Genomic DNA, 12,955 nt, shown 5'->3' with positions numbered 1-12,955 from the left:
GGTAAGTCCTCGCTATTGGAGGTACAATTCCCTCAATAGCATTAAACCTTAGTCTAAACCCGTTGTTTTACCGTTTTTATACAGGTCGATACCATGAGCGAATCCCGCAGCCCCGTGTTTGACAATAGTTTCGCCCGCCTTTCTGGGCCATTCTATACCGCGCAAGCGCCAAGTTCGGTGCCAAACCCCGGCCTCATTCGTATTAACGCCGCGTTAGCAGAGCAATTGAATATTTCCCCAGACTGGCTTGCCTCCGCAGAGGGCATCGCCACCATGGCGGGAAACCACGTTCCGGACGGCGCCCAAAGCCTTGCTGCAGTCTATGCAGGCCATCAGTTTGGCGGTTGGAACCCCCAGCTCGGCGATGGCCGCGCAGTTTTACTTGGCGAGTTAATCGGCACAGACGGTGTGCGTTATGACTGGCAGCTTAAAGGTTCAGGGCGCACGCCCTATTCGCGCGGCGGCGACGGTAAATCGCCGCTGGGGCCGGTACTTCGTGAATATATTCTGTGTGAAGCCATGGCGGCTTTGGGTGTACCTACCACGCGAGCCTTAGGCGCCGTCACCAGTGGCGAAATGGTGTTTCGCGACCAGGGCTTACCCGGCGCAGTTTTCAGCCGTGTGGCGCAAAGCCATATTCGGGTGGGCACCATGCAATTTTTTGCTGCGCGCCGAGACAACGAAGCCCTGCAAACCCTCAGCGACTACCTTATCCAACGTCATTTTCCTGACGCCGCCAAGGCTGAAAACCCAGTACTGGCAATGCTCAATGACATTATTAGCCGCCAAGCCAGTTTAATTGCTAAATGGCAGAGTATTGGCTTTATTCACGGGGTGATGAACACCGACAATATGCTGTTGTGCGGTGAGACTATTGACTACGGCCCCTGCGCGTTTATGGACAGCTACGACTCGGCGACGGTATTTAGCTCTATTGATCAAAACGGCCGCTATGCTTATGGCAACCAGCCCAGCATCGCGCACTGGAACCTAATACAATTGGCCCAAGCGCTGCTGCCGATTCTCGACAATAGCCCCACGGCAAACGACGACAGCGCCGTGGCCATTGCTCAAGAAGCCATTAATGCCTTCCCTGCGCAATTTCTAACAGCCTATCAAACTATTATTAAAGACAAGCTCGGCCTGAGTGAATTTAAAGACAGTGACGACGCCTTATTTCAAACGCTGCTCAGTATTATGGAAGCGCAAAAATCAGACTTTACGCTGTGTTTTAGACGCCTAGCGGAGTTAAGTAACGAGACCGCCTGCATTAATAGCAGCGTTCGCGAGTTGTTTGAATTTAACGAAGCCTTTACTCCGTGTTTACAACAATGGCGCCAGCGTATCAGCGAAGACCCACAAAGCCCTGCCCAGCGCCAAGCGCAGATGTTTACCGCCAATCCAGTGTTTATTCCCCGCAACCATCTCGTACAAGAAGCGATTGCCGCCGCAGAACAAAATGGCGATTTCAGCTTTTTTAATCAGCTAATCGATGTATTAGCAAAACCCTGCGAATTTGACCCTACAAAGTCGCGCTACGCTATGCCCGCGAAACCTGAGCAGCAAGTGCACCAAACTTTTTGCGGCACCTAAGAATGACCATCCAACAAACCCTACTCAAAGCGGTAACCATAAAACCGTGAACCAAGCCGCCAGCGACATCACACTAAAATATTTACAGGGCTATTCAGAGCACCTGCAAAATCAGGTGCGCCAACTCATTAACGAGCGGCGCCTAGCCGCCTATATTGAGCAGCGCTACGGGCAGCAACACCCCATTCAAAGTGACAAAGCCCTATACAAATATATTAATGCCTTAAAACAAAACCACCTTCGCAATGCCCCGCAAATAGACAAAGTTTTATACGACAATCGTCTCGACCTTACCCACCGCGCCCTAGGCCTGCACACTGCTGTGTCCCGCGTGCAGGGCGGAAAATTAAAAGCCAAAAAAGAAATCCGAATTGCCTCGCTGTTTAAACATGCGCCGCCGGAGTTCTTAGAAATGATTGCGGTCCACGAGCTGGCCCACTTAAAGGAAGCTGACCACAACAAAGCCTTTTACAAACTTTGTGAATACATGCTGCCCAATTACCACCAACTGGAATTTGATTTACGGATTTACCTCACCGCCCGCGAGCTTGTAAGCGAGTAAGAGCGCAAGTTCTCCGCATGAATACGTTCTAGCCCAGCCTGTATTAAATTACCGTAATTTGATCAAATATTCGCCAACAACATTTGCCGTTAGCCTATTGATTACTATCACTTTCCGCCAATTCGGCGACATTAGCAGCCAAGTCTCGCTTCTTATTCGTGTTGTCACAAGCTAGCCAGAATGTATACTACTGGCAATATATGCACCGATAACACCGAATAGTACGCAGCCCCATGCCGTACCCGACGTGAAGTGCTAACAATAAAAATGACTATCCTTAACTCGCCCCAGCCCGCCCTTGGCCGTCCGTGGTGACAAAACCGTTCCTTTTGCACTCAGCCCGAGGTGTATGCATGAAGCACACGATTAAACCGCTCACATTCCTTATTTCTAGTCTGATTTTATCGGCTTGTGGTGGGGGCGGAGGCAGTAATGCGACCACCGAACGCCCTACGTCACCTCAAACTAGCCTGACCGGCTACGTGATTGATGGACCGGTAAAAGGCCTACAATACACCCGTAATAATCTCTTCCCATCGATTACCCCTACTGACGGCAGTTTTCGATTTAACGCGGGCGAAACCCTCCGTTTCACTTTGGGAAAAATTCCCCTCGGCGCGGTGCTGACGTCGGGTGACACAGTGTTTATTACCCCCAAACAGTTGGCCAATAACAACGAGACGATTCGTATTAACATCGGTCGTTTTCTTATTACCTTAGATTCCGATAAAGATCCACGCAACGGTATCAACATTAGCGCTGTCACACAGCAGGCCGCTGAACGATTTAGTGGCACCGTCGATTTTCTGAACTTTGACGACAGCGCCTTAGCGGAGTTTGCCCGCAGTGCAAATAACGACGGCAACCGCGAGCTGGTAAGCAAAGAAACCGCAAAGGCTCACCTGGATACCAGCGAAGCTGATATTAGCGATGGCCAATACGACTATGACAGCAACACTGACAGCGGCACCGACAGCGATGGCGACGGTGTAAATAACGCCGACGATCAATGCCCAAATACCCCGACTGGCGCCACCGTGAATGCCAATGGCTGCGTTGATCAAGTCGACGAGGCGCAAGACAGCGATAATGACGGCGTTGTGAATAGTGAAGACAACTGTCCCGATACCGCAAACCCTGACCAGCTCAATCTTGATGGCGACGAGCGCGGCGATGCTTGCGACGCCGACGCCGATGGCGACGGTATTCTTGATGAAGACGAAACCGATACCGACCCGCGCCTAGCGGATACCGACGGTGATGGTATTAAAGACGGCGCTGATAATTGCCCGATCATTGGCAACGCCCAGCAAAGCGATACTGACAACGATGGGATTGGCGATGCCTGCGATGACGACATCGACAATGACGGCATAGCAAACGATAGCGATGCGTTCCCTTACGACTCGAGTGAAAGCAAAGACAATGATCTTGACGGCATTGGCGACAATGCTGACGACGACGATGACAATGACGGCGTTAAAGACGAAGACGATGCATTCCCCTACGACCCGAACGAAAGCAAAGACAATGATCTGGACAGCATTGGCGACAATGCTGACGACGACGATGACAACGACGGCGTTAAAGATGAAGACGACGCCTTCCCTTTTGACCCCAGCGAACACACCGACACCGACGGCGACGGCATTGGCGACAATACTGATGACGATGATGACGGCGACGGGGTTAAAGATGGCGAAGACGCATTCCCTTATGATGCAAATGAGAGCAAAGACAGCGACGGCGATGGCGTTGGTGACAAAAGCGACGATTGTAGCAATACCCCAACCGGTGAGCCCGCAAACTCCAAGGGCTGCAGTGCAAGTCAAATAGTCGTGGCGTCCTGCGAACTTGACAGTAATCTCAACGCAGGCAATAGCCTCGAAATTGCCCTTAAAACTTACGACGATAAGGTCGTCACTTTTCAGGTTTTAGAGCCAAGCGCCATTAATTGCAACGAACTCCACCGCGCCGCGCACCCATTAATGATGCACGGTCCGGGATACAGTTTACCCCGCGCCACCACCGGCTTTGACGACTACCGGGACGCGGGCTACACCGTTATATCTTGGGATCCACGCGGTTTTGGCGGCTCCAGCGGCACGGTACGCGCAATGGACCCTGATTTTGAAGGCCAGTACTTAAACCAAATTCTGGACTGGGCAGAAAAAAATCTCGACTATTTAGCTTGGCGCAACGAAGCGACCGGCGAATTCGCCCCGCGTCCTGCTGATAGCACTAGCGTGGCTGACGGCGTTAACCTCCTCGTTGGCGCACAAGGCTCGAGCTACGGGGGTGGTTTTCAATTAGCACTGTTGGCAACAGATGCTAAAAAACGTCTTGACGCCATTGCACCAGACATTACTTGGCACGACCTTCGTAATTCATTAAACCCCGGTGATGTGGTTAAAAGTGCCTGGGGATTAGTTCTGTCTGGGGCCGGTGAAGCGCAGGGCAATGCCGCAGGTCTGCAAGCCTTACAGACTGAGCAGCGCAACCTTTCGCCACTGGAGTTCAGCCAAGACCCGTTTACCAAAGAAACCGTCGCCCGTGCCCTCGCAACGAATGAGTGGCCACGCCGTTCGCTTGACTGGTTCCACTACCGTGGGCTTGGTTACTGGTGCGCCGCGAATGGCCTGCCGAGCATGCCGTATCCGGCTTACAGTCAGGCCGACGATCGCATTCCGATGATCGATCAAAGCAGTAGCTACAATGTTCCCGACCAGCAAGAGAATGGCCGCCCCGGTCTCGGCAATTTCTTAGTCGGCGCGACCTCACCCAGCAGCTACTTCGACGGTTTAGACGTGCTATTGACCCACGGCATGATCGACACCTTATTCGATTTCAATGAAGTGTGGTGGAACCAGCAGTGCCTTACTGCTGCCGGCGCACAGGTCAGCATTAAGACCCATCATGGCGCGCTACTAGGGCACGTGCTTCCGGTTGTGCAATCCCCCGACAAAACCTCGTCTGGCACAGGAACGTGCGAATTCGACACCAAAGCATGGTTTGAGCAAAAACTTCGCAATATGGAAACCGACGACGTCGACAGCGTGTGTTTTGCCCTAGGCACCGACGGTGACTCAGTCACCCTGCCCGCCAATAAGGTTTTAGCACCGCAAGCTGATCCGGCCAATGCCTCTACTAAAGCGCTGTTTACGACGCGCGAATTCGCGCCAGTTACTCCAGTACCCAACGGTCTAATCGGCGTTGCCAATGTCAGCGGCAACCTGCCGGTGTACGCGACTTTAGGTACCGCGACCGAGGAGTTAATTCTCGCCGGTATGCCCCATATCGAGGTCACCGTTAGCAGCCTTAGCGGTATCAATGAGATGGCCTGCGACAACGGCCGCAATCCACTCGGTAGCCGCGACGGCTGCGACAGTATTACCTTTGTTGGCCTTGGCAAGAAAAGCGGCTTTGCGCCCAATTTTGGATTGATCGACGACCAGCTCACCCCTATTCGGGGCCTCGGCACCCACGACATTGACTTGACCGGGGTTGCCGAACGGTTATTGCCGGGCGATGAGCTTGCGCTGCTATTTTATGCAGTACATCCGCAATTTGCCGCGGCCGCCTCGCGGGATGCAAGTATCCCTGCAGTCATGATCTCAGGGACCGTGCAGCTACCTTTGTATACCACTGACGCTGACGGTGAGCCCCTCACCAACATTAGCGCAACGGACTCACTTAGCAGCGGCGCGCCCGCCACTGGCGCCGAATCGCCACTGGCCGGTTGCTATGCCGACGCCCGTGCAGAGAACTGCGCACTGTCGCCACTGGTAGGGCTACTCAGTGCCCCCAAAAAAGAAATCTGCCTAAACGGTGGGCTCAGCTCACCAGAATGTCCACTAAGCGACATTGTCAATCCGCTTGAGAACAGTGACCCCACGGGTACCATGTCAGCACTCGCTGGCATCGCTGCCGATGTAAGTAGGTGCTTGGTTAACGCCGACTTGCCGCTGTGTCAATTTGCCGCAAGCGAATGTGAACAAGACCCCAGCGGAGTAGCTTGCGGTGTTGTCGGTGTTCTAGACGTTGTCCACAATCTCAGCGACACACTGGGTTTACCCCTAAGCGGAACCGCCCCCGGCCAAAGTTATTGCGACTCGCCCGCCGGCAATCCAGACCCAGCGACTGACGCCAATGCATGGCAGCAACGCGACTTTTTGAACGTAATGTGCTCCCTGCAGCGCCTCACTGACATGGCTCTGCACCCGGCCTTCAGTGTTGCGCTAGCCGAAGGCACCGCACGGACCTTTAGCTACAACCTCATTGAGCAATTAGCAGACCCCACTCGCCCAAGGGGGACCTTGGCGCAATGGACCCCAGGCGGTCGCACCACTGACCCCTACCGAATTGAACAAGACTGGGAAGACGCCGGCCGTGGCCGCGTTGACTACATCAGCTTTGTCGCGGAGAGCGGCTCCCGCTTAGTTGGCCGGGTATTCCGGCCGCCGGTTAACGTGCCAGGCCCCTACCCCTCGATTGTTATTACTACAGGCTCAATTCAAGGCTACCAAGAAATGTACAACTGGGCCGGAGAAGGCCTAGCTGAAGCCGGTTATCTGGTCCTGATGTACGACGTACAAGGCCAGGGCCGTTCCGAAACACTCCCGCATTCACCGGATGGCAATTATGCCTGTGATAGTAATGGCTGTGACGGCGTACCTTTCCAACAAGCCTACAACTTCTTACAAGGCGCCCGCGACGCACATCGCTGGCTGCTATCTAGTGAAAGCAGTCTTTACATTGAAGACACCGGCAACAGCGCTGGCAGCAATTTATTCAATCCGTTTGCCGCTGACGTAGACCGCAGCCGCATCGGCCATGCGGGGCACTCTCTAGGCGCCTCGGCTATTTCGGTGGTTGGTCAGGAACTCGCCTGCGACCCAGCAACCCCCCGCGCCCAGCGCGATGGCTGTATTAGCGCCATTGTCGGCTGGGATTCCCTGTCCAGCGTGAGCGATACAGATACCCTACCAATCAAAGCGCCGGGCTTAAGCCTGACCGCTGAGTACTTTTTCAATCCAACGCCAGCAAACCCAGACAGCCCGCCAAACCCAGAGACAAAACTGGGTGCTTACAAGCAAATGGTGGCGGCCAATGTCGACAGCATGCGTATCGGTCTCCGCTCAAGCACGCACTTAGAATGGACGTACGTACCGCTGATTTTACCGGCCAGCCGCTATGGCGAGCGGGTTTCAATGTATTACACCCAAGCCTGGTTTGATCGCTACGTTCGCGACGACCTAAGTGCCGTTGATCGCCTAAAAGCGCAGCAGTTTGATAATAGCGCAGACCTAAGCAGTATTGGCGCAGGCACCTTCGATCCATTAACTGGCGCCAATATTCCCTACAAAATTTCCGGCGATTGCACGGCAAACCGCCTCTCTATCTACCAGCGTTCGGCTTTCCGCCTGACAGATCCGCGTCACAATAGCGTGCTCAACGCCGAAGACATGCGCGGCCGCGGTTGTGCTGCAGATAGCGATGGCGATGGCGTGCCCGATAGCGAAGACGCCTTCCCCAATGACCCAACAGAAAGCAGAGATAACGATCTCGACGGTATCGGTGACAACGCTGACAATGACGATGACAACGATGGCGTAAACGATGCCGACGATGCCTTCCCATTCGACCCCAATGAGAGTTACGACAGCGACGGTGACGGCATTGGCGACAATAGCGATGCCTTCCCTGATGATTCAAGCGAGAGCAATGACAGCGACGACGATGGCGTTGGCGATAACAGCGACAGCTGTGCTAACACACCGGCAAACGATGGCCAGATTATTCGCGGCTGTTCAGATTCCCAGCGGCCTACTATCTCGGCCGCCAATACTAACGCCAGCGAAAATGACGCCACTGTTCAAATTCAGGTAGCTATTAGCGCAGCCCAAGATTTCGACATTTCATTTAGCTTTCATACCATTGACGGCAGCGCACAGGCCGGCATGGACTATAGCGAGAGCACTGGCAGCGCGGTGATTGCAGCGGGAAATACCACTGCGAGTGTCACGATCAATGTGATTGACGACAACGAGCTTGAAGGTACCGAAACCTTTGAGCTGAACGTCGACTCCTCTGATTTTGCTGTTATTGGCGAATCCGCAACGGCAACAATTACGCTCTATGACAACGACACCACGCAGAGCACACTGCGCGTTGGCGCGAGTAAACAACGCGTCAATCCAAACGCCAGCCAGATTAGCGGCGAAACGGAGCAGCGCTTAGGCGCTGCCCCGCGCACCCAAAAATTCAATCTTGGCGGCTTTGGCCTAAACCCCCTGCAAAATTTCTCTGACCCGTTCAACATGGCTGGCGACCAGCTTACACAAGCCGCCGAGCAGCCCTGTTTACTGCAAGACCAAAGCAGCTACGATCCTGCCAGTTTTACCGAAAGTCAGTGTTTAGAAAGCACCTGGATTCGCGCGTTGGTTATCGAACAGCCCGACCCAGAAAATATCGCCAATAATCAGGAAGTGGTGTTTTTAGTCTTAGACGCTATTGGCGCCGGTAATGTTATTCAAAATAATGTTCGCGCAGCGATTGTTGCTGCCACCGGCATTCCATCGACAAATATTGTTTTTGGCCAAACCCACAGTCACGCGGGTGCCGACCTTCAAGGTTTGTGGGGCGGTGTACCGCAAAGCTGGCTTAGCAATGTCTTATACCCACAAGCAGTCGCGGCGGTGGTCGAAGCCCGTTCGCGTAAACAAGATGTTGAACTGACAGTGCGCAGTGGCGCCCTGCCGGAGTTTAATAACTACCGACGTCCGCGCCAAACCGACCCCAATATTGACTCAGATGTTGTCGGCACGCTGATGCAGGCAATATCGCTCAGCAGTGGCGAGCCCGTTGCGCATTTTATGCAATTTAGTGGTCACCCTACCTCTATCAACGAGTCGCCACGTATTCCCCACCCCGACTACCCCCTCGGTGTTACCGATTACCTAGAAACGCTTGGCGGCGTTGCACTTTACTTTAATGGCCCCATTGCCGACGCCTCGTCGTCGGGACGTCGCGAAGGCTGCGTAAACGATCCTAAATACGACAATGTCTCTGCCGATTACGGCAACCAGCACTGCAAGGGTGAAGGCATCGCCGACGGCGGACTTGGTTTTCCTATAGAGCGCCGCATTAGCTACGGTCTTAGCATTCGCAACGAGGAAGTGGTGCTGCCAGTAACAAACCCGCTGTTTGTTGGCGCAGGCCTGCTTGGTGCCTTTAACCAGTATTACGACTTTACCGGCACTAATGGTCAATTGCCCGAGGAAGCCCGCGCGCAGGCCCAGTACTTACCCCAAGCCACCCCGTATACCACCACAAACGTTACGCGCATAACCTTAGGTGATGCTGAAACCGGACTGGAAATTGTCACCATTCCCGGTGAGGCGACCGGCACGTTTGGCAAGTGGATTCGCTCGCTGGCGAACCCTAACGCCCACACCATGCTGCTCGGGCTAACCCAAAACAGCTTTGGTTATATTATTCCCGAAGAAGAATTCAGCGCACTTGATGCCTCCGGTGACGGCGGGCTGGCCGGTGTGCCATTTACTGGCTACGAAGAGTTTGTCTCCTTAGGGCCCTTAACTGCACCGCTGCTGAGAACCCAAGGTTATATTCCGCTGTTTGAGCTGGAAGAAGAGGCACAAGCCTATTTACCACCGTATCTGGCGGCCTGTCAGACTGACCCCGCGAGTAACGAATGCCTGTTTAGTATGGCGGGATTCCGCGTTGACTATGTGCAGCGCGAATACGCTGACCGCTGCCATGAGTTTGGCGGCGACGAGGCGACGATGTTCTGCGAGCTAGTAAACCCCAACACCCCGCTCGCCAGCCAGTGCCTTGCCGCCGGATTTCCCGACGGCATGTGTTCGGTATTTGGTGATATTGGTGATCAGACCGACTTAACAATATGTACTCCCGATGGCAGTAGCTGCATCCCCATAAGTCCCGAACTAGACTCCCAGCTAGAGGCGGCCGCAGACCAAATCTACGCAGAAATCGTAAATAGCGGGGCGCCATTGCCAGCCAATCGCGAAGTTATTTTGCACGCAGCGCAAGCTCAGGTGCAGGGCTGCGATATGCTCGACCCGGCACATTGCCTATTCCCCTTCCCGAGCGATCAATACACCACTCAGGCCGATGCCGGCACGCCGCAATCGGCCGACATGGGCGGCACCGGCCGCCGGGTAAACTTTAATCCCTTAGCGATGCCGCGCAATGTTGCAGGGAAGCCAATTGACCCTACTGAGTGGAACCGCAACGACGGCTTCTCTCCCGGTCAAATGATCCTGACCTATGTTCCGGATATTGCTACTGTCAAAGACCAAAGCGGCAAACCCATCGGCCCCATTGAAGGCGCAGTGCCAATTACTCGTTTGGCCGATTACACCGCCAGCGACGCGCCAATAGTGGTCATTAATACAGCGACGGGCGAGCGCCATCCGATCTGGGCAGAAATTGATTTGAACGCAGGCATTTTTGTTCAGGGCAAGATACCCGAAACCGATCAACCTATACCGTCACCGCCGACCAAAGGCGAAACACGGCCTGCGCTGATTATTCGCCCCGCGCAAAACTTTGAAGAGAGCACTCGTTATATTGTTGCGCTGCGCAAATTAAAAAATAATAGCGGCGAAACCATTGCGGCTGGCCCGGCTTTTCGTATGTGTCGCGACGGGGACACCACTCTACTTCCGCAACTCAACGACCGCTGCGCGCAATTAGAAACCCAAGTCTTTGACTATTTGCCTCAGGATATTCATCGCGACGAACTCTACCTCGCCTGGGATTTCACCGTTGCCAGCGAGCGCAGCCTCGCTGGCCGCTTATTGCATATTCGTGATGACGCCTTTGCGACACTAGGCGAAACCGTGAATATATTACCGGGGCAAGCCGGCTACGAAATGGGACAGGCGCCGACCATTACCGTCGACAGTAACACTAACCCCTCCAACCCGCGCATCGCGCGTCGTATAGAAGGCACGATTACCGTGCCTAGCTATATAATGCCGAGCGACCCCTCGCCACTTGAAGGCGGAGAATTCAACGAACTATTTAATCAGCTGCGCGACAATTACCCAGACGCACTTGCAGAACTTCGCAGCCAATGTCGTGACTTAGCGCCAACGAGTGAGGTGTGCTTGCCGTTTGATCCCGACGCGCCGGAGTTCGGCCGCGCCGTGAGTGCGCCGCCAAATCGCTTTTTCTATAATCCCACCGATGCACCGGACTCGCGATCCGTGTTTGGCGATGGCTTGCCCGATAGAGCTAGCCCGCAAGCCACCATGACCCGCAAGTATATTTGTAATATTCCGAACTCGGCCTTTATTAGCCCGGCACGGCCTTCACTCTACGGGCACGGTTTACTCGGCAGTCGTGGCGAAGTTAACTCGGGGCATGTTGCCGACATGGCAGACGCCCATAATATGATGTTCTGCGCGGTCGATTGGTTTGGCTTTTCCGAGGGGGATATCGCAAGCATCGTCGCAATATTGCTGGATGTTTCTAATCTACCCTCACTTACCGACAGCTCTCAGCAGGGCATGCTGAACATGATGTTCTTGGCCCGTGCCATGAAACACCCCGAGGGTTTTGCCGCGCAGCCAGCATTCCAAGATGGCGATGGCAAAGCATTATTTACCACTAATGAAGTGTACTACGACGGCAACAGCCAGGGCGGCATTATGGGCGGCGCAGTTGTCGCGGTATCTCGCGACGTAAACCGCGGGGTACTCGGTGTGCCGGGTATGAATTACTCAACCCTGCTCAGACGCAGCGTGGATTTTGACATTTACGCCACTCCCTTAAATCTCGCGTATCACGATGACCTTGATCGCAGTTTGGTGTTCTCTTTAATGGAGATGCTCTGGGAGCGCGCTGAAAACAACGGCTACGCCCACCATATGGGTACCGCCAGTTCAAGCAATACGCCCTACCCCAATACACCTGACAACGAACTTTTATTGCAAGTTGGCTTCTCTGATCATCAGGTCACTATGTGGAGCGCCGATGTAATGGCACGTACTATTCATGCGGGTGTTGACCGTCAAGATTTAGCGTTTCCCAACCGTCACCCCGACGAGCAGGAATACGCGCTACTTGACGACCTCACCGTTGCCAGCGGTGCGCAGTACATTGACAAGCAGTACGTCGGTTCTGCGCTGGCCATTTTCGATGCCTCGTGGGATGCCGCGCCCGATGGCCGCTGCGCCGCCGACAGCACCTTGCCGGCACCTATCGGCAACGTTCCACCCCGTGACCCTGAAGCAATGCCGGCCGGACAAAGAAACGATGATCCCCACGAATGTCCACGTCGCGAGCCCTCAGCAAAATGTCAAAAGTCGCACTTTTTATACCCAATAAGTGCGGTACTAAACGTTAACGGCGTGACTCGTGATGATCTCTGCCCGCAACTGCCAGCAATACCATAAAGGACACCGATCACAACTAGAGCAAATAGGACGAAAGCACTGCAATAGTTAATAGGCGCAAATTAAAAGGCCAATACCCATTCCGGTATTGGCCTTTTTTATTACTTAGTCGGCCGCAACATCACAATTCCAAACCCCAACAAAATATACCTTAGTGTAATTGAGAGCGAAAAAAGTGTGGCTAGGTTCACCCCAAGAAATCATACGGTAGACAAACACTACAAACCTCTGCCAGAATCTGCGCTACAAAAGTTTATGCGTTTACGCAAATAAAAATGCATTATGTATGAAGTGCAGCAAGTAAATTAATTGCTGCAACAAGCAACATGGCAGTACAGGAAGTAGCCTGCCATAA

Annotated in this window: 3 protein-coding genes; all 3 read left to right on the top strand. The window is 53.8% G+C overall.

The window, feature by feature from the left end; translation table 11 throughout:
• Nucleotides 1–93 precede the first annotated feature (93 nt).
• The 3 genes from HNQ57_RS05825 (at nt 94) to HNQ57_RS05815 (ending at nt 12,600) form a co-directional block, all read left to right on the top strand.
• Nucleotides 94–1,593 carry a protein adenylyltransferase SelO gene (locus HNQ57_RS05825; protein WP_184461665.1) on the top strand — a complete coding sequence of 500 codons (1,500 nt, stop codon included), beginning with the start codon at nt 94–96 and terminating at the stop codon, nt 1,591–1,593.
• 46 nt (nt 1,594–1,639) lie between these two features.
• A complete protein-coding gene (locus tag HNQ57_RS05820; RefSeq protein ID WP_184461664.1) occupies nt 1,640–2,155 on the top strand; it encodes a YgjP-like metallopeptidase domain-containing protein in 516 nt (171 codons plus the stop codon).
• A 353-nt stretch (nt 2,156–2,508) separates the two neighbouring features.
• Entirely contained in the window at nt 2,509–12,600 is a 10,092-nt protein-coding gene (locus HNQ57_RS05815) for a thrombospondin type 3 repeat-containing protein (RefSeq protein ID WP_184461663.1), read from the top strand.
• Nucleotides 12,601–12,955 lie beyond the last annotated feature (355 nt).

The sequence above is a fragment of the Zhongshania antarctica genome (genome assembly GCF_014202945.1).
Lineage (GTDB): Bacteria > Pseudomonadota > Gammaproteobacteria > Pseudomonadales > Spongiibacteraceae > Spongiibacter > Spongiibacter antarcticus.
The sequence above is the reverse complement of the archived record's forward strand: the minus strand, read 5'-3'. Positions and strand labels throughout refer to the sequence as shown.